Here is an 18,217-nt window from a genome sequence, read left to right on the forward strand (position 1 = left end):
GATGAGTGTCTCTGTCAAGATCGGCAAGGGCAACGCCTACAAGAGCGCCGCTCGCAAGCGCCGCGCGATCCGCGTTCGCAAGCGCGTCGTCGGCACCGAGGTGCGTCCGCGTCTCGTCGTGACGCGCTCGAACCGTCACATGGTCGCCCAGGTCATCGACGATGCCAAGGGTCACACCCTGGCGTCGGCGTCCACCCTCGACGTGTCCATCAAGGGCGCCGAGGGCGACAAGACCGAGCTGGCCAAGAAGGTCGGGAGCCTGGTCGCCGAGCGCGCCAAGGCCGCCGGCATCGAGTCGGTCGTCTTCGACCGCGCGGGCAACCGGTACGCCGGCCGCATCGCCGCTCTGGCGGACGCGGCCCGTGAGGCCGGGCTCGACTTCTAAGCCGCTCGTCGACTCTGTCGACGGACGTAAACGAGAGAGGTAAATCCAATGGCTGGACCCCAGCGCCGCGGCAGCGGCGCCGGTGGCGGCACCGGTGGCGAGCGGCGCGACCGTAAGCGTGACGACCGGGGCAACGCCCCCGCCGTCGAGAAGACCGCTTACGTCGAGCGCGTCGTCGCGATCAACCGTGTCGCCAAGGTTGTCAAGGGTGGTCGTCGCTTCAGCTTCACCGCGCTCGTCGTGGTGGGCGATGGTGACGGCACCGTGGGTGTCGGTTACGGCAAGGCGAAGGAGGTTCCGGCCGCCATCGCCAAGGGTGTTGAGGAGGCCAAGAAGAACTTCTTCAAGGTCCCCCGTATCCAGGGCACCATCCCGCACCCGATCCAGGGTGAGAAGGCCGCCGGCGTCGTGCTGCTGAAGCCCGCCGCCCCCGGTACCGGTGTTATCGCCGGTGGTCCGGTGCGCGCCGTCCTGGAGTGCGCCGGCATCCACGACATCCTGTCGAAGTCGCTCGGCTCGGACAACGCGATCAACATCGTGCACGCCACCGTGGCCGCTCTGAAGGGCCTCGTGCGCCCCGAGGAGATCGCCGCCCGTCGTGGCCTGCCGCTGGAGGACGTGGCCCCCGCCGCTCTGCTGCGGGCGCGTGCTGCTGGGGTGAGCGCCTGATGGCTCGCCTGAAGATCACGCAGACCAAGTCGTACATCGGCAGCAAGCAGAATCACCGTGACACCCTGCGTTCGCTTGGTCTCAAGCGCATGCACGACGTCGTGGTGAAGGAGGACCGTCCCGAGATCCGCGGGATGGCCCACACGGTCCGTCACCTGGTGACGGTTGAGGAGGTGGACTGATCATGGGCGACAACCCGATCAAGATCCACAACCTGCGTCCCGCCCCGGGTGCCAAGACCGACAAGATCCGTGTGGGTCGTGGTGAGGGCTCCAAGGGTAAGACCGCTGGTCGTGGTACCAAGGGCACGAAGGCCCGCTACCAGGTTCCGCAGCGCTTCGAGGGTGGCCAGATGCCGCTCCACATGCGCCTGCCGAAGCTGAAGGGCTTCAAGAACCCGTTCAAGATCACGTTCCAGGTTGTCAACCTCGACAAGCTGGCCGAGCTCTACCCGCAGGGTGGCGAGGTCACCGTCGAGGACCTGGTCGCCAAGGGCGCGGTTCGCAAGAACTCCCTCGTCAAGGTGCTCGGCACCGGCGAGATCTCGGTCGCCCTCCAGGTCGCGGTGGACGCCGTGTCCGGTTCGGCCGCCGAGAAGATCAAGGCCGCCGGCGGTACGGTCACCGAGCTCATCTGAGCCCGCTGACTCCGGCTCTCGAGCCCCGCACCTCCTTCGGGAGGTGCGGGGCTCGTGCCGTTCCCGGGGATATCCGGCCGGACTCCGCTCGTTCTTTTGTGTGGCAAAACCGGGCATCCCGTACCCCGTGAGTGGGGGAGCGGCGGTACGCGCTTCTTTCGAGTGGCTGCGCACTGTTAGAGTCCGTGGAGTTCCCTTGTAGGCTGCGCGTAGGCTCGCCTGTGCCGTCTGTACGGGAGCCCGTACCGCAAACTCCCCATTCAGGACCGACCCTCCCGCCGACGACGCGCGGGAGGCGCAGGAGGCACCGTGCTCAGTGCGTTCGCGCGGGCGTTCCAGACGCCCGACCTGCGCAAGAAGCTGCTGTTCACGCTGGGCATCATGGTGCTGTTCCGGCTGGGCTCGCACATCCCGATCCCGGGCGTGAGCTTCACGGCCGTGAACGAGTGCGTGAAGGAGACCAAGAACAGTGGCCTCTTCGGACTCGTCAACCTGTTCAGCGGTGGCGCGCTCCTCCAGCTGACGATCTTCGCCCTCGGCATCATGCCGTACATCACGGCGAGCATCATCCTCCAGCTCCTCACCGTCGTGATCCCGCGACTGGAGATGCTGAAGAAGGAGGGACAGGCCGGCCAGGCGAAGATCACCCAGTACACCCGCTACCTGACCATCGCGCTCGCCGTGCTCCAGGGCACCGGCATCGTGGCGACGGCCTCCAGCGGTGCGCTGTTCTCCGGCTGCCCGCTGGCCAACCAGATCGTCCCGGACACCGGCGTGTTCCGGATCGCCGTCATGGTGCTCACCATGACCGCCGGCACGACGGTCATCATGTGGCTCGGCGAGCTGATCACCGACCGCGGCATCGGCAACGGCATGTCGCTGCTGATCTTCACCTCGATCGCCGCCCAGTTCCCGTCCTCGATGTGGGCCATCAAGCAGTCCGGCACCATCGGCGGCGGCTGGGTCGAGTTCCTCTCCGTGGTCGCGGTCGGCGTGATCGTCGTGATGCTGGTCATCTTCGTGGAGCAGGCCCAGCGCCGGATCCCGGTCCAGTACGCGAAGCGGATGATCGGCCGCCGGGCGTTCGGCGGCACCTCGACCTACATCCCGCTCAAGGTGAACCAGGCCGGTGTCATCCCGGTCATCTTCGCCTCGTCGCTGCTGTACATCCCCGCCCTGGTGGTCCAGCTGACCAACAGCCAGGCCGGCTGGGCCACGTGGATCCGGACGAACTTCGTCAAGGGTGACCACCCGATCTACATGGCCACCTACTTCCTGCTGATCGTCTTCTTCGCCTTCTTCTACGTCGCGATCTCCTTCAACCCCGAAGAAGTTGCCGACAACATGAAGAAGTATGGTGGGTTCATCCCGGGCATCCGGGCCGGCCGGCCGACGGCCGAGTACCTGAACTACGTGCTGACCCGGATCACGTGGCCGGGTTCGCTCTACCTGGGCCTGATCGCGTTGATCCCGATGATCGCCCTGGTCGCCTTCGGACAGCAGACAAACTTCCCGTTCGGCGGCACCAGCGTTCTCATCGTCGTCGGCGTCGGACTCGAAACTGTGAAGCAGATCGAGAGCCAGCTCCAGCAGCGCAATTACGAAGGGTTCCTCCGCTGATGCGAATCGTCCTCGTCGGACCTCCCGGGGCCGGGAAGGGTACTCAGGCGCACCTGCTCGCCAAGACCCTGTCCATTCCCCACATCTCCACCGGCGACCTCTTCCGCGCCAACATCGGTCAGGGCACCCCGCTGGGGATCGAGGCCAAGACCTACATGGACGCGGGCCGGCTGGTGCCGGACGAGGTCACCATCGGGATGGCCAAGGACCGGATGCTCCAGCCCGACGCGGCGCACGGCTTCCTGCTCGACGGGTTCCCGCGCAACCTGGGTCAGGCGGAGGCGCTCGACGAGTTCCTCGCCGAACAGGGCATCAAGCTGGACGGCGTGCTGGACCTGGAGGTCCCGGAGGACGAGGTCGTCAAGCGGATCGCGGGCCGTCGCCTGTGCCGCAAGGACGGCAGCCACGTCTTCCACGTGGTCTACAACCCGCCGAAGGCCGAGGGTGTCTGCGACGAGTGCGGTGGCGAGCTCTACCAGCGCTCGGACGACACCGAGGAGGCCGTGCGGGTCCGCCTGGAGGAGTACCACTCCAAGACCGAGCCGATCATCGGCTACTACCAGGAGCAGGGCCTGCTGGTGACCATCCCGGCCCTCGGCAAGGTGGACGAGGTCACCGCCCGAGCGATCGAGGCGCTGAAGCAGGACCGCTGAGTCTCTCGGCGAACGTACGACGGTACGGCCGGGTCGCCCGCCCCACGCGGGTGGCCCGGCCGTTTCGGCGTCGTACGGTGGTAACAGTGGTAATCCGGACTTGGAAGGCGTGACCAGATGGTGGAGATCAAGACCCCCGAGCAGATCGCGAAGATGCGAGCGGCCGGGCTGGTCGTCGCCGAGGCCCTGAAGGCCTGCCGCGAGGCGGTCGTCCCGGGGGTGACCACCCAGGAGCTCAACGACATCGCGGACAAGGTCATCACCGGCCACGGTGCCACCTCGAACTTCCGGGCCCACCACGGCGGGCTCTGGTTCCCGGGCGTGATCTGCGCCTCGGTGAACAACGAGGTCGTGCACGGCATCCCCGGCGACCGGGTGCTGCAGGAGGGCGACGTCATCTCGATCGACTGCGGCGCCATCCTGGACGGCTGGCACGGCGACTCGGCCATCACCGTGGCGGTCGGCGAGGTCCGCCCGGAGGTCGAGATGCTGAGCCGGGTCACCGAGGGCTCGATGTGGGCCGGCATCGCCCAGATGAAGAAGAACAACCGCCTGGTCGACGTCTCCAAGGCGATCGAGGGCTACATCCGCCGCCAGCCGCTGCCGCCCAAGGGCAAGTGGGGCATCACCGAGGGCTACGGCGGCCACGGCATCGGCACCGCGATGCACATGGAGCCGCACGTGCTGAACTACGTCGAGCGCGGCCGCGGCAAGGGCCCGAAGCTCGTCCCCGGCACCGTGCTGGCGATCGAGCCGATGGTCTCGCTCGGCACCCCGCACACCACCGTGCTGGAGGACGACTGGACGGTCGTCACCAACGACGGCACCTGGGCCTCGCACTGGGAGCACTCGGTGGCCGTGACCGAGCAGGGCCCGCTGGTGCTGACCGCCTTCGACGGCGGCCGGGCCGAGCTGGCCAAGCTGGGCATCACCGCGGCTCCGGACCCCCTCGCCTAGTCGTGGGGGCGGTCAACTGCCGCCGCTGACAAGGGATCAGAGCCCTGGAGGTTTGGACCTCCAGGGCTTTTGTCCTATTTTTATGCGCTGGCAGTGGTCAGCAGTGGTCAGCAGTGGCTAACGAGCGAGCAGGAGAGAGTACGTGCTCAAGGGATTCCGCGACTTCATGATGCGCGGCAACGTCGTCGACATGGCGGTCGGTGTGGTCATCGGTGCCGCGTTCACCGCGGTGGTGACCGGCTTCGTGTCCGCCTTCCTCACCCCGCTGGTGGGCGTGGTGGTCGGTGCGGCCGGCGACTTCAGCTCGTACAAGGCGACCGTGGCCGGGGTGACCTTCCCGTACGGGCAGTTCCTCAACGTGCTGATCGCGTTCCTGATGACGGCGGCGGTGCTGTACTTCTGCGTGGTGCTGCCGATCACCAAGGCCACCGCGCGCTACATGCCGAAGAAGCCGAAGGCGCCGAAGCGCCCGTGCCCCGAGTGCCTCACCGACATCCCCGAGGCCGCCCGCCGCTGCTCGGCCTGCACCGCGCACGTCGAGCCGCTGACGGTCGTCACCAAGGCCTGACGTAGCAGATGTGACGGCGGCCGCTTTCCGGGGCCCCCGTTTTGGTCCACCGGACGCGCTGGCGTAGGATGGACCGTCGGCTCACTCGTAGCGTGCTTCAGCGCGCCCTCTTCCCTCCGGGGGAGGGGTGAACCCAGGTTCGCACGAGCGTTCCGCATACGGTAGCCGGTCCCGGAAGGTGGATCTCGCAGTTCATGGCTAAGAAGCAAGGCGCCATTGAGATCGAGGGCACCGTGATCGAGTCTCTTCCGAACGCGATGTTCAAGGTCGAGCTGCAGAACGGTCACAAGGTCCTCGCGCACATCAGTGGCAAGATGCGCATGCACTACATCCGCATCCTGCCGGACGACCGGGTCGTCGTGGAGCTCAGCCCCTACGACCTCACGCGCGGGCGGATCGTCTACCGCTACAAGTAAGAACGTCAGATCTAGACCCGGAGAACCTGAACATGAAGGTCAAGCCGAGCGTCAAGAAGATCTGCGACAAGTGCAAGGTGATCCGCCGCCACGGCCGGGTCATGGTGATCTGCGACAACCTGCGCCACAAGCAGCGCCAGGGCTGATCGCTCTCCAGCATTTCTCGTAGTACTTCGCGCGACGCGAAAACGTCATAAGCGGGCTACCCGATCCGTCCCCGGACGGACTGCCGCCCCCGGTCAGAGGCCGGGGCTCCATCGTCGAGAGGCGAAGGAGTAGGTAGCGCGCAAGACCTCTGAAGAACCACAGGAGCCTTGAATGGCACGCCTCGCCGGCGTTGATCTCCCCCGTGAGAAGCGGATCGAGATCGCCCTCACCTACGTGTACGGCATCGGCCGTACCCGCGCCCAGCAGACCCTGGCCGAGACCGGTGTCAACCCGGATGTCCGCGTTCGCGACATCTCCGAGGACGACCTCGTCAAGCTGAGCCAGTACATCGACGCCAACTACACGGTCGAGGGTGACCTCCGCCGTGAGGTGGCCGCCGACATCCGCCGCAAGGTCGAGATCGGCTGCTACGAGGGTCTGCGTCACCGCCGCGGCCTGCCGGTCCGCGGTCAGCGCACCCACACCAACGCGCGTACCCGCAAGGGCCCGCGTCGCGCGATCGCCGGCAAGAAGAAGCCGGGCAAGAAGTAGTCCGTCCCGTAACCGGACATCCCTCCGGCCCGCGGGTCAGCGGACCGACCACCTCAGTAGGAGAACAGACTTATGCCCCCCAAGGGTCGTCAGGCTGCCGGCGCGAAGAAGATCCGCCGCAAGGAAAAGAAGAACGTCGCTCACGGCCACGCGCACATCAAGAGCACGTTCAACAACACCATCGTTTCGATCACCGACCCCGCGGGCAACGTGATCTCCTGGGCCTCCGCCGGCCACGTCGGCTTCAAGGGCTCGCGCAAGTCCACCCCGTTCGCCGCGCAGATGGCCGCCGAGGCCGCTGCCCGTCGCGCGCAGGAGCACGGCATGCGCAAGGTTGACGTCTTCGTCAAGGGTCCGGGCTCCGGCCGCGAGACCGCGATCCGTTCGCTCCAGGCCACCGGCCTGGAGGTCGGCTCGATCCAGGACGTCACCCCCACCCCGCACAACGGCTGCCGTCCGCCGAAGCGCCGCCGCGTCTGACGCAGCGCCTTCGGGCACGCGGGTCATGCTTTAAACCTGGTACGGGGTCCCGTTTTTCGCGGGACCCCGTACTCTTGGTCCTGTCGGCATCAAATAGTGGGTGCCGAAGACACACTGGAGGAACCTCCCCATGCTTATCGCTCAGCGTCCCTCGCTGACCGAAGAGGTCGTCGACGAGTTCCGCTCGCGGTTCGTGATCGAGCCGCTGGAGCCGGGCTTCGGCTACACCCTCGGCAACTCCCTGCGCCGCACGCTCCTGTCGTCGATCCCGGGTGCCGCTGTCACCAGCATCCGCATCGACGGCGTCCTGCACGAGTTCACCACCGTGCCGGGCGTCAAGGAGGACGTGACCGACCTCATCCTCAACATCAAGCAGCTGGTCGTCTCCTCGGAGCACGACGAGCCGGTCGTGATGTACCTGCGCAAGCAGGGCCCGGGTGTCGTCACCGCCGCCGACATCGCCCCGCCGGCGGGTGTCGAGGTGCACAACCCCGAGCTGGTCCTCGCCACCCTGAACGGCAAGGGCAAGCTGGAGATGGAGCTGACCGTCGAGCGCGGTCGCGGCTACGTCTCCGCCGTCCAGAACAAGGCCTCCGGCCAGGAGATCGGCCGCATCCCGGTCGACTCGATCTACAGCCCCGTGCTGAAGGTCACCTACAAGGTCGAGGCCACCCGTGTCGAGCAGCGGACCGACTTCGACAAGCTGATCGTCGACGTCGAGACCAAGCCCGCCATGCGTCCGCGCGACGCCATGGCCTCGGCCGGCAAGACCCTGGTGGAGCTGTTCGGCCTCGCCCGCGAGCTGAACATCGACGCCGAGGGCATCGACATGGGCCCGTCCCCGACGGACGCCGCCCTGGCCGCCGACCTGGCGCTGCCGATCGAGGAGCTGGAGCTCACGGTCCGCTCCTACAACTGCCTCAAGCGCGAGGGCATCCACACCGTGGGTGAGCTCGTCGCCCGCTCCGAGGCCGACCTGCTCGACATCCGCAACTTCGGCGCGAAGTCGATCGACGAGGTCAAGGCGAAGCTGGCCGGCATGGGCCTGGCCCTCAAGGACAGCCCGCCCGGGTTCGACCCGACCGCTGCCGCCGACGCCTTCGGCGCCGACGACCTCGACGACTCGCACTTCGCCGAGACCGAGCAGTACTAAGAGATTTGGCCGCGGGGGCGGTTCCACGGAGCCGCCCCCGTCGTCGTGAAAGCCGTACGGGCACAGTGCCCGTACGCCCGCCGCGGTACCTGATACGGCCGTAGTCGGAGATCCAAGGAGTAATCCATGCCGCGTCCCACCAAGGGTGCCCGCCTCGGCGGCGGCCCGCACCACGAGCCGCTGCTGCTCGCCGGTCTGTGCCGGGAGCTGTTCCAGTACGGCCGCATCACCACGACCGAGGCCAAGGCCCGTCGGATGCGCCCGCTGGCGGAGAAGCTGATCACCAAGGCGAAGAAGGGCGACATCCACAACCGTCGCCTGGTGCGCAAGACCATCACCGACGTGTCGGTGCTGCACACCCTCTTCACCGAGATCGCGCCGCGCTACGAGAACCGCCCGGGTGGCTACACCCGCATCACCAAGATCGGTCCCCGTCGTGGCGACAACGCCCCGATGGCCGTGATCGAGCTGGTCGAGGCGCTGACCGTCGCGCAGACCGCCGTCGGCGAGGCCGAGGCCGCCACCAAGCGCGCCGTCAAGGAGGCCGACGAGGCCGCCGCCGTCGAGACCAAGGCCGACGAGGCCGAGGCCGCCGAGCAGGCCTGACACCGCTAGGTGTGGTTGCGGGCCCGCTCTCCCAGCGATGGGGGAGCGGGCCCGTTCCGTGTTTCCGAGGTCCGGGAGAAGAGAAGCAGTGGTCAACGATTGCGCCGAGCAGCCGCCGGTGAAGGACGGCCCGGCCGAGGGGTACGTCCGGGTCCGGCTCGACCTCGCCTACCAGGGCGCCGAGTTCTCCGGCTGGGCCCGCCAGAAGGGCGGCCGCCGGACGGTCCAGGAGGAGATCGAGACCGCGCTCCGGATCGTCACCCGCAGCTCGGAGCCGTTCCCGCTGACCGTGGCCGGCCGTACCGACGCCGGGGTGCACGCCCGGGGCCAGGTCGCCCATGTCGACCTGCCGGCGGAGCTGTGGGAGGCGCACCGGGAGAAGCTGCTGCGCCGACTGGCCGGCCGGCTGCCCGGGGACGTCCGGATCTACCGGGTCGGCGAGGCGCCGGCCGGGTTCGACGCCCGCTTCTCGGCGATCTGGCGCCGGTACGCGTACCGGGTCGCCGACCACCCGGGCGGGGTGGACCCGCTGCTGCGCGGCCACGTGCTCTGGCACGACCGCCCGCTGGACGTCGACCGGATGAACGAGGCCGCGAAGCTGCTGCTCGGCGAGCACGACTTCGCCGCGTACTGCAAGAAGCGCGAGGGCGCCACCACCATCCGCACCCTGCTGGAGCTGCGCTGGGACCGCGTCCCGGTGGATTCCTACGCGACCCAGGAGGGCTCGCTCGCGGTCGCCACCGTCCGGGCCGACGCCTTCTGCCACAACATGGTCCGGGCGCTGGTCGGCGCGATGCTGCTGGTCGGCGACGGGCACCGGCCGGTGGAGTTCCCCGGCGAGGTGCTGGCCGGCGGGGTGCGCAACTCCGCCGTCAACGTGATCCGGCCGTACGGGCTCACGCTGGAGGAGGTCGGCTACCCGCCGGACGACCAGCTGGCCGAGCGCAACCGGGCGGCCCGGCGGATGCGCACCCTGCCCGGGCAGCCGGCCGTCGGGTAATCCGTTTTGGCCCGGCGCGTCGGCTTGGGAGAATCGCTCCCATGGGACACGTCGAGATTTCGCACCTGGAGTACTACCTGCCGGACGGGCGCGTCTTGTTCGACGACGCGTCCTTCCGGGTCGGTGAGGGCGCCGCGGTCGCCCTGGTCGGCGCCAACGGCGCCGGCAAGACCACCCTGCTGAGGATGATCGCGGGGGACCTCCAGCCGCACGGCGGCTCGGTGACGATCAGCGGCGGGCTCGGCGTGATGCGCCAGTTCGTCGGCACCACCGGCCGCGAGGACCAGCAGGCCACCCCGGGCGCGCTGCCGGCCGACGCCTCGGTGCGCGACCTGCTGGTCTCGGTCGCCCCCGAGCGGATCGCCAGGGCCGCCCGCGCGGTGGACGCCGCCGAGCTGGCGATGATCGCCCAGGACGACGAGAAGACGCAGATGGCCTACGCCCAGGCGCTCTCCGACTGGGCCGACGTCGGAGGCTACGACTACGAGACCGACTGGGACGTCTGCACCACGGCGGCCCTGGGGATGCCCTTCGACAAGGCCCAGTGGCGCGGCCTGAACACCCTCTCCGGCGGCGAGCAGAAGCGGCTGGTGCTGGAGGCGCTGCTGCGCGGCCCGGAGGAGGTGCTGCTGCTCGACGAGCCCGACAACTACCTGGACGTCCCGGCCAAGCGCTGGCTGGAGGAGGCCATCAAGGCCACCCCGAAGACCGTCCTGTTCATCTCGCACGACCGCGAGCTGCTCTCCAGGACGGCCGACAAGATCATCTCCGTGGAGACCGGCGCGGCGGGCAGCAGCGTCTGGGTGCACGGCGGCGGCTTCGACTCCTTCCACGAGGCCCGCAAGGACCGCTTCGCGCGCTTCGAGGAGCTGGGCCGGCGCTGGGACGAGGAGCACGCCAAGCTCAAGAAGCTGGTCGTCACCCTGCGCCAGGCCGCGGCCGTCAGCCACGCGCTGGCCACCCGCTACGCCGCCGCCCAGACCCGGCTGAAGAAGTTCGAGGAGGCCGGCCGGCCGGAGGAGCCCCCGCGCGAGCAGAGCATCACCATGCGGCTCAAGGGCGGCCGCACCGGCATGCGCTCCTTCACCCTGGAGCGGCTGGGGCTCACCGGCCTGATGGACCCCTTCGACCTGGAGGTCTTCTACGGCGAGCGGGTGGCGGTGCTGGGCGCCAACGGCGCCGGCAAGTCGCACCTGCTGCGGCTGCTGGCCGGCGACACGACGGTCGAGCACACCGGGGACTGGAAGCTCGGCGCCCGGGTCGTGCCCGGCCACTTCCGGCAGACCCACGCCCACCCGGAGCTGTTCGGGCGCACCGTGCGGTCGATCGTCGAGGAGGAGCACGCGCTCAGCCGCGGCGCCGCGATGGGGGCGCTGCGCCGGTACGAGCTGGACCGCCAGGAGGAGCAGAAGTTCGAGTCGCTGTCCGGCGGGCAGCAGGCCCGGCTGATGATCCTCAAGCTCGAACTCTCCGGGGTGACGGCGCTGCTGCTGGACGAGCCGACCGACAACCTGGACCTGGAGAGCGCCGAGGCCCTCCAGGCCGGCCTGGAGGCCTTCGAGGGCACCGTGCTGTGCGTCACCCACGACCGCTGGTTCGCCAAGACCTTCGACCGCTTCCTGGTGTTCGGCGCGGACGGCAAGGTGTTCGAGTCGGCGGAGCCGGTCTGGGACGTGACCAGGGTGGAGCGCGAACGCTGAGTGACGGCAGGGGCCGGTCCCGGGCATTTTTGACCCGCTCCGGCCCTGCCGGTAACCTGGACGCTTGATGTGCGTATTGGCTCGCTCTATCTCACGTGAGAGGTCGGTACGCCGGAGACATCAGGTCGTCGACCAGCGGTCCCCCTTGAATTGCGTCCAAGGGTGGCCAGGCTGCTCTTCCGTCCGGGTGCTCCTGTCAGGACTCACTCACTGAAAAGCGAAGGCTACGACCGTGCGTACGTACAGCCCCAAGCCCGGCGACGTCCAGCGTCAGTGGCACGTCATCGACGCGACCGACGTCGTGCTCGGCCGCCTGGCCTCCCAGGCCGCCAACCTCCTCCGGGGCAAGCACAAGGCGATCTACGCGCCGCACGTTGACACTGGTGACTTCGTCATCATCATCAACGCCGACAAGGTGCACCTGTCCGGTAACAAGAAGACCCAGAAGCTGGCCTACCGCCACTCGGGCTTCCCGGGCGGTCTGCGCTCGGTGCGCTACGACGACCTGCTGGCGAACAACCCGGAGAAGGCCGTCGAGAAGGCCATCAAGGGCATGATCCCCAAGAACAGCCTGGGCCGCCAGATGCTCTCGAAGCTGAAGGTCTACTCGGGCGACCAGCACCCGCACGCTGCCCAGCAGCCGGTGCCGTTCGAGATCACCCAGGTCGCGCAGTAATTCGGCCACCAAGCCCCCCAACACTGAAAAGAGCTGAGGAACACCGTGGCCGAGACCACTGAAACCCTTGAGGTCGACTTCGACGAGACCGTCGTCGAGGGCGAGTACACCTCCGAGGAGAGCTACACCTCCGAGTCCCTGGCCGGCCGCTTCGGCGAGGCCGTCCCGGGCGCCGGCCTTGGCCGCCGCAAGGAGGCGATCGCCCGCGTGCGCATCGTCCCCGGCACCGGCCAGTGGAAGATCAACGGCCGCACCCTCGAGGGCTACTTCCCCAACAAGGTGCACCAGCAGACCGTGAACGAGCCCTTCAAGCTCCTCGAGCTGGACGGCCGTTACGACGTCGTCGCCCGCATCAGCGGTGGCGGCGTCTCCGGCCAGGCCTACGCGCTGCGCCTCGGCGTCGCCCGTGCCCTGAACGAGGCCGACGTGGACAACAACCGCGGCGCGCTGAAGAAGGCCGGCTTCCTGACCCGTGACGCCCGCGCCGTCGAGCGCAAGAAGGCCGGTCTGAAGAAGGCCCGCAAGGCGCCGCAGTACAGCAAGCGCTAATCGCCTCCCCGGGGGTGCGGTCCGCCCTGGCGGCGCGCACCCCCCGGTTGTGCGAAACCGTCGCCCCGGAGTACCCCGTGTACTCCGGGGCGACGTGTTCCCCGGCTACTGTGCGGCGGCCGGGATCATCGGTTGGGTTCCGAGCAGTGGTGATGGAGGAACGGGACAGTGGGACGACTCTTCGGTACGGACGGCGTGCGCGGGGTGGCCAACGAGGGCCTGACGGCGGAGCTGGCGCTCGGCCTGTCGGTCGCGGCGGCCCATGTGCTCGGCGAGGCCGGTGCCTTCGACGGCCACCGGCCGGTCGCGGTGGTCGGCCGTGACCCGCGCGCCTCGGGCGAGTTCCTGGAGGCCGCCGTCATCGCCGGTCTGGCGAGTGCCGGCGTCGACGTCCTGCGGGTCGGCGTCCTGCCCACCCCGGCCGTGGCGTACCTCACCGGCGCGCTCGGCGCCGACTTCGGCGTGATGCTGTCCGCCAGCCACAACGCCATGCCGGACAACGGCATCAAGTTCCTCGCCCGCGGCGGCCACAAGCTGGACGACCGGATCGAGGACGCGATCGAGTCCCACTACCGCAAGCACTCGCTCGGCGACGAGGACTGGAACCGTCCGACCGGCGCGGCCGTCGGCCGGGTGCGCGAGTACACCGAGGGCTTCGACAAGTACGTCGCCCACCTGATCGGCGTGCTGCCCAACCGCCTGGACGGCGTCAGGGTCGTCATCGACGGCGCCCACGGCGCGGCCGCCTACGTCGCCCCCGAGGCCTTCGCCCGGGCCGGCGCCGAGGTCGTCCACACCCTGGGGGCCGAGCCCACCGGCCTCAACATCAACGACGGCGTCGGCTCCACCCACCTGGACCGGCTGCGCGTCGCGATGAAGGAGTACAAGGCGGACCTGGGCATCGCCCTGGACGGCGACGCCGACCGCTGCCTGGCCGCCGACGCCGAGGGCAACGAGGTGGACGGCGACCAGATCATCGCCATCCTCGCGGTCGCCATGAAGGAGGCCGGCACCCTGCGCGGCAACACCGCCGTGGCCACCGTGATGTCCAACCTCGGCTTCAAGCTGGCGATGGAGCGCGAGGGCATCGAGCTGGTGGAGACCGCCGTCGGCGACCGCTACGTGCTGGAGGCGATGAAGGAGCACGGCTTCGCGCTGGGCGGCGAGCAGTCCGGCCACGTGATCCTGCTGGACCACGCCACCACCGGTGACGGCACCCTGACCGGCCTGATGCTGGGCGCCCGGCTGGCCGCCACCAAGCAGCCGCTGGCCGACCTGGCCGCCGTGATGACCCGGCTGCCGCAGGTGCTGATCAACGTCAAGGGCGTCGACAAGTCCCGGGTGCGGACCAGCACCGAGCTGGCCGCCGCGGTCGCCGGCGCCGAGACCGAGCTGGGTTCCACCGGCCGGGTGCTGCTGCGCCCGTCCGGCACCGAGCCGCTGGTGCGCGTGATGGTCGAGGCCGCCGACCCGGTGCAGGCCGAGGCGGTCGCGCAGCGGCTGGCCGAGGCGGTGCGCACCCACCTGGGCTGAGCCCGGACGGAGACACGGCGAAGGGCCCCCGCGCGAGGCGGGGGCCCTTCCTGTCGTGCGTTCAGAGCTTGCGCAGCAGCGCCCGGCGGACCTTGTGGTCCGCGCCCTTCTGGAGGACCAGGGTGGCCCGGCCGCGGGTCGGCAGGACGTTCTCCAGCAGGTTGGGCTTGTTGATGGTGCGCCAGACCTGCCGGCCGTACTCCATCGCCTCCTCCTCCGGCACCTCGGTGAAGCGGCGGAAGTAGGAGTTCGGGTCCTGGAAGGCGGTCTGCCGCAGCTTGCGGAAGCGGTCCAGGTACCAGTGCTCGATGTCGTCGGTCCTGGCATCGACGTAGATCGAGAAGTCGAAGTAGTCGGCCACCGCGAGGCGGGTGCGGCCGTCGGTGCCGGGCAGGGCCGGCTGGAGCACGTTCAGGCCCTCGACGATCAGGATGTCCGGGCGCTCCACGGTCAGTCGCTCGCCCTGGACGATGTCGTACACCAGGTGCGAGTAGACCGGAGCGCTGACCCGCTCCTTGCCCGCCTTCACGTCCGCGACGAAGCGCATCAGCGACCGGCGGTCGTACGACTCCGGGAAGCCCTTGCGGGCCATCAGACCGCGGCGGCGCAGCTCGGCGTTGGGGAGCAGGAAGCCGTCAGTGGTGACCAGTTCGACCCGGGGGTGCTCGGGCCAGCGGGCGAGCAGCGCCTGGAGCAGGCGGGCGGTGGTCGACTTGCCGACCGCGACGGAGCCGGCCACGCCGATGATGAACGGGGTGCGGGTGCGCTCGGTGTCCGGGGTGTCCAGGAAGGTGCCCAGCGCGCCGCGCAGCTCGTGCGTGGCGTGGATGTACAGGTTCAGCAGGCGCGACAGCGGCAGGTAGACGTCGCGGACCTCGTCCAGGTCGAGGGCGGTGCCGAGGCCGCGCAGCCGCTCCACCTCCTCGGCGGTCAACGGCAGCGGCGTACGCTCGCGCAGCGCGCTCCACTCGGCCCGGCTGAGGTCCACGTAGGGCGACGGCGACGGGCCGGGCGTGGCGGCGCCCCGCGTACAGAGTTCGGTCAGCACATGCTCCATTGTGAGCCGTAGCGGCGTTCACGGTGGTTGTGGTGTCGGTCACGCAGTGTTCCCGCGCGGCGGGAAAACGGCCGGAGAACCGCCCTTATGCTGGCACGCATGTGCGGAATTGTTGGATACGTGGGCGCTCAGACCGCCCTCGACGTAGTAATCGCAGGCTTGCAGCGGCTGGAGTACCGGGGCTACGACTCGGCCGGTGTCGCGGTGCAGGTGCAGGACTCCGACGGGCAGTGGAGCCTGGCCACCGACAAGCGGGCGGGCAAGCTCGCCAACCTGGAGAAGTCGCTCGCCGAGACCCCTCTGCCCGGCGGCACCACCGGCATCGGCCACACCCGCTGGGCCACCCACGGCGGCCCGACGGACGCCAACGCCCACCCCCACCTGGACGACCGGCAGCGCGTCGCGGTGGTGCACAACGGCATCATCGAGAACTTCGCCCAGCTGCGCGCCGAGATCGCCGAGCGCGGCCACACCCTGCGCTCCGAGACCGACACCGAGGTCGTCGCCCACCTGCTGGGCGAGGCCTACGCGGGCGACCTCGCCGAGGCCATGCGGGTGGTCTGCCGTCAGCTGGAGGGCGCCTTCACCCTGGTGGCCGTGCACGCGGACGCGCCGGACGTGGTCGTCGGTGCCCGCCGCAACTCGCCGCTGGTGGTCGGCCGGGGCGAGGGCGAGAACTTCCTCGCCTCGGACGTCGCCGCCTTCATCGCCCACACCCGTGAGGCGATCGAGCTGGGCCAGGACCAGGTGGTCGAGCTGCGCCGGGAGGGCGTGACCGTCACCAACTTCGACGGCACCCCGGCCGACGTGCGCGAGTACCACGTCGACTGGGACGCCTCGGCCGCCGAGAAGGGCGGCTACGACTACTTCATGCTCAAGGAGATCGCCGAGCAGCCGAAGGCGGTCGCCGACACCCTGCTGGGCCGGATCGGCACCGACGGCCGGCTGACCCTCGACGAGCTGCGGATCTCCGACGCCGACCTGCGCTCGGTCGACAAGGTCGTCATCGTGGCCTGCGGCACGGCCTTCCACGCCGGCATGATCGCCAAGTACGCGATCGAGCACTGGACCCGCATCCCCTGCGAGGTCGAGGTCGCCTCCGAGTTCCGCTACCGCGACCCGATCATGGGCCCGGGCACGCTGGTCATCGCCATCTCGCAGTCCGGCGAGACGATGGACACCCTGATGGCCCTGCGGCACGCCCGCGAGCAGGGCGCCAAGGTGCTGGCGATCTGCAACACCAACGGCTCCACCATCCCGCGCGAATCGGACGCGGTGCTGTACACCCACGCCGGCCCCGAGGTCGCGGTCGCCTCCACCAAGGCGTTCCTGACCCAGCTGGTCGCCTGCTACCTGGTCGCCCTGTACCTGGGCCAGGTGCGCGGCACCAAGTGGGGCGACGAGATCTTCGCCGTCATCAAGGAGCTCGGCGACGCGCCGAAGCAGGTCGAGCAGGTCCTGGAGACCATGGAGCCGGTGCGCGAGCTGGCCCGCTCGCTGGCCGACGCCCGCTCGGTGCTGTTCCTCGGCCGCCACGTCGGCTTCCCGGTGGCCCTGGAGGGCGCGCTCAAGCTCAAGGAGCTGGCGTACATGCACGCCGAGGGCTTCGCGGCGGGCGAGCTCAAGCACGGCCCGATCGCGCTGATCGAGGAGGGGCTGCCGGTCGTGGTGGTCGTGCCCTCGCCGCGCGGCCGGTCGATCCTGCACGACAAGATCGTCTCCAACATCCAGGAGATCCGGGCCCGTGGCGCCCGCACGATCGTGATCGCCGAGGAGGGCGACGAGGCCGTCGTCCCGTACGCGGACCACCTGATCCGCATCCCGGCCACGCCGACCCTGCTGCAGCCGCTGGTCTCCACCGTCCCGCTGCAGGTCTTCGCCTGCGAGCTGGCCACGGCCAAGGGCCACGAGGTCGACCAGCCGCGCAACCTGGCGAAGTCGGTCACCGTCGAGTAGGACCGCGCTCGTCGGCAACGGCGCCCCTGCGGTGGCTGCGTCCTACCGCAGGGGCGCCGTGTCGAGCGTGAAGGAGAACGGGGCGGGGAGGTCGATCGACTTGCCGAACTCGACCTTGGTCTGGGTGATGTAGTCCTCGCCGTCGGGTTCGGTGAACAGGGTGACCATGCCGTCGGTGCGGTCGATCAGCAGGTAGCAGGGGATTCGCGCGGCGGCGTAGCCCCTTCGCTTGGGCTCGCGGTCCTTGTGCGGGTTGATCGAGGTGACCTCGAAGACGAGGAGGACACCGACCGCCGGGGCCCAGGAATCCAAATGGTCGAACTGGTCGGCCGGGACGACCGTGCCGTCAGGGATGAACCGGCCTTTGGGAGTGATCAGGCCCTTGACGCCTGCGATGTCCAGATCGATCGCAGCATTCCGGAAGAACTGCTTGGCGAGCTTCGAGACCGCGCCCTCGTGGTGTCCGTCCGGTGGCGGTGTCACGACGATCTCCCCTTCGATGAACTCGGCCTTGCTTCCCAGCGGGGTGTCCAGCTCCAGAAACGCCTGGAGAAGGCTGTCCTCGCCCAGCGGGCCCTCGACAGCTGGCATGGCGACCATGGCCCTTCTCCCTCCTGTGGGTCCGTGCCGAGCCACAAGGTAGGTGCACGGACCGACACCGGTGGGGAATCGAAGTGGTTGTCACTCGAAAGTGTGCCGCAGGCCGGGCTCCCGCGGGGCGGTGACGCGGGCTAGCGTCGGCGGTAGCCGACCGCTGAAGGAGTTCTCCCCATGCGTCATGCACACCCTGTGGACACCGTCCGGGCCGCCGAGGCCGGGCTGATGGCGCGGCTGCCGGAGGGCACCCTGATGCAGCGGGCGGCCGCGGGGCTGGCCGCGACCTGCGCGCGGCTGCTGACCCGG

22 protein-coding genes are annotated in these 18,217 nt (G+C 69.3%); 20 read left to right on the top strand and 2 right to left on the bottom strand.

Annotated features, from left to right (window positions below; all coding sequences use genetic code 11):
• The first annotated feature begins 1 nt into the window (after position 1).
• The 19 genes from rplR to glmM all read left to right on the top strand — a co-directional run bounded on the left by rplR (position 2) and on the right by glmM (position 14,301).
• Positions 2-385, top strand: coding sequence for a 50S ribosomal protein L18 (gene rplR, locus AB0E96_RS09070; RefSeq protein ID WP_030280785.1), 384 nt, complete (start codon positions 2-4; stop codon positions 383-385).
• A 48-nt stretch (positions 386-433) separates the two neighbouring features.
• Positions 434-1,054, top strand: coding sequence for a 30S ribosomal protein S5 (gene rpsE, locus AB0E96_RS09075; protein ID WP_030393306.1), 621 nt, complete (start codon positions 434-436; stop codon positions 1,052-1,054).
• Entirely contained in the window at positions 1,054-1,236 is a 183-nt protein-coding gene (gene rpmD / locus AB0E96_RS09080) for a 50S ribosomal protein L30 (protein ID WP_030055835.1), read from the top strand. Before rpsE ends, rpmD begins: the two co-directional genes overlap by 1 nt.
• Positions 1,236-1,691: a 50S ribosomal protein L15 gene (gene rplO, locus AB0E96_RS09085; RefSeq protein WP_359820449.1), complete on the top strand. Its 456-nt coding sequence runs from the start codon at positions 1,236-1,238 to the stop codon at positions 1,689-1,691. Before rpmD ends, rplO begins: the two co-directional genes overlap by 1 nt.
• 309 nt (positions 1,692-2,000) lie before the next feature.
• Positions 2,001-3,311 carry a preprotein translocase subunit SecY gene (gene secY, locus AB0E96_RS09090; RefSeq protein WP_359820423.1) on the top strand — a complete coding sequence of 437 codons (1,311 nt, stop codon included), beginning with the start codon at positions 2,001-2,003 and terminating at the stop codon, positions 3,309-3,311.
• On the top strand, positions 3,311-3,964 hold the full coding sequence (locus AB0E96_RS09095) for an adenylate kinase (RefSeq protein ID WP_359820426.1): 654 nt from the start codon (positions 3,311-3,313) through the stop codon (positions 3,962-3,964). Before secY ends, AB0E96_RS09095 begins: the two co-directional genes overlap by 1 nt.
• A gap of 117 nt (positions 3,965-4,081) precedes the next feature.
• Complete coding sequence (gene map / locus AB0E96_RS09100) at positions 4,082-4,921, top strand: type I methionyl aminopeptidase (RefSeq protein ID WP_359820428.1); 840 nt, start codon at positions 4,082-4,084, stop codon at positions 4,919-4,921.
• Between the two features lie 142 nt (positions 4,922-5,063).
• Positions 5,064-5,489, top strand: coding sequence for a large conductance mechanosensitive channel protein MscL (mscL, locus tag AB0E96_RS09105; protein ID WP_359820430.1), 426 nt, complete (start codon positions 5,064-5,066; stop codon positions 5,487-5,489).
• A 194-nt stretch (positions 5,490-5,683) separates the two neighbouring features.
• Positions 5,684-5,905: a translation initiation factor IF-1 gene (gene infA, locus AB0E96_RS09110; RefSeq protein ID WP_003956442.1), complete on the top strand. Its 222-nt coding sequence runs from the start codon at positions 5,684-5,686 to the stop codon at positions 5,903-5,905.
• 32 nt (positions 5,906-5,937) lie between these two features.
• Positions 5,938-6,051, top strand: a complete 114-nt coding sequence (gene rpmJ, locus AB0E96_RS09115) for a 50S ribosomal protein L36 (protein WP_003956441.1) — start codon at positions 5,938-5,940, stop codon at positions 6,049-6,051.
• A gap of 172 nt (positions 6,052-6,223) precedes the next feature.
• Positions 6,224-6,604, top strand: coding sequence for a 30S ribosomal protein S13 (gene rpsM, locus AB0E96_RS09120; protein ID WP_188306769.1), 381 nt, complete (start codon positions 6,224-6,226; stop codon positions 6,602-6,604).
• A 72-nt stretch (positions 6,605-6,676) separates the two neighbouring features.
• On the top strand, positions 6,677-7,084 hold the full coding sequence (gene rpsK, locus AB0E96_RS09125; RefSeq protein ID WP_030232513.1) for a 30S ribosomal protein S11: 408 nt from the start codon (positions 6,677-6,679) through the stop codon (positions 7,082-7,084).
• Positions 7,085-7,214: 130 nt separating this feature from the next.
• Complete coding sequence (locus AB0E96_RS09130) at positions 7,215-8,237, top strand: DNA-directed RNA polymerase subunit alpha (RefSeq protein ID WP_049649049.1); 1,023 nt, start codon at positions 7,215-7,217, stop codon at positions 8,235-8,237.
• Positions 8,238-8,363: 126 nt separating this feature from the next.
• Entirely contained in the window at positions 8,364-8,843 is a 480-nt protein-coding gene (rplQ, locus tag AB0E96_RS09135) for a 50S ribosomal protein L17 (RefSeq protein WP_097237496.1), read from the top strand.
• A gap of 88 nt (positions 8,844-8,931) precedes the next feature.
• Positions 8,932-9,843 carry a tRNA pseudouridine(38-40) synthase TruA gene (gene truA / locus AB0E96_RS09140; RefSeq protein ID WP_359820433.1) on the top strand — a complete coding sequence of 304 codons (912 nt, stop codon included), beginning with the start codon at positions 8,932-8,934 and terminating at the stop codon, positions 9,841-9,843.
• A 41-nt stretch (positions 9,844-9,884) separates the two neighbouring features.
• On the top strand, positions 9,885-11,543 hold the full coding sequence (locus AB0E96_RS09145; RefSeq protein ID WP_359820435.1) for an ATP-binding cassette domain-containing protein: 1,659 nt from the start codon (positions 9,885-9,887) through the stop codon (positions 11,541-11,543).
• A 232-nt stretch (positions 11,544-11,775) separates the two neighbouring features.
• On the top strand, positions 11,776-12,219 hold the full coding sequence (gene rplM / locus AB0E96_RS09150) for a 50S ribosomal protein L13 (RefSeq protein WP_030055846.1): 444 nt from the start codon (positions 11,776-11,778) through the stop codon (positions 12,217-12,219).
• 45 nt (positions 12,220-12,264) lie between these two features.
• Positions 12,265-12,768 carry a 30S ribosomal protein S9 gene (gene rpsI / locus AB0E96_RS09155; protein ID WP_224273932.1) on the top strand — a complete coding sequence of 168 codons (504 nt, stop codon included), beginning with the start codon at positions 12,265-12,267 and terminating at the stop codon, positions 12,766-12,768.
• Positions 12,769-12,936: 168 nt separating this feature from the next.
• Positions 12,937-14,301 carry a phosphoglucosamine mutase gene (gene glmM, locus AB0E96_RS09160; protein ID WP_359820437.1) on the top strand — a complete coding sequence of 455 codons (1,365 nt, stop codon included), beginning with the start codon at positions 12,937-12,939 and terminating at the stop codon, positions 14,299-14,301.
• 61 nt (positions 14,302-14,362) lie between these two features.
• On the opposite strand, the gene coaA is transcribed toward glmM, so the two are convergent.
• Positions 14,363-15,358: a type I pantothenate kinase gene (gene coaA, locus AB0E96_RS09165; RefSeq protein ID WP_359820439.1), complete on the bottom strand. Its 996-nt coding sequence runs from the start codon at positions 15,356-15,358 to the stop codon at positions 14,363-14,365.
• A 99-nt stretch (positions 15,359-15,457) separates the two neighbouring features.
• Between coaA and glmS the strand changes: the two genes are divergently transcribed.
• Positions 15,458-17,314 carry a glutamine--fructose-6-phosphate transaminase (isomerizing) gene (glmS, locus tag AB0E96_RS09170; protein ID WP_359820443.1) on the top strand — a complete coding sequence of 619 codons (1,857 nt, stop codon included), beginning with the start codon at positions 15,458-15,460 and terminating at the stop codon, positions 17,312-17,314.
• 42 nt (positions 17,315-17,356) lie between these two features.
• Here glmS and AB0E96_RS09175 read toward each other — a convergent pair whose 3' ends face one another.
• On the bottom strand, positions 17,357-17,914 hold the full coding sequence (locus tag AB0E96_RS09175) for a Uma2 family endonuclease (protein ID WP_359820446.1): 558 nt from the start codon (positions 17,912-17,914) through the stop codon (positions 17,357-17,359).
• Positions 17,915-18,217: the final 303 nt, after the last annotated feature.

It is taken from the genome of Kitasatospora sp. NPDC036755 (assembly GCF_040636595.1).
GTDB lineage: Bacteria > Actinomycetota > Actinomycetes > Streptomycetales > Streptomycetaceae > Kitasatospora.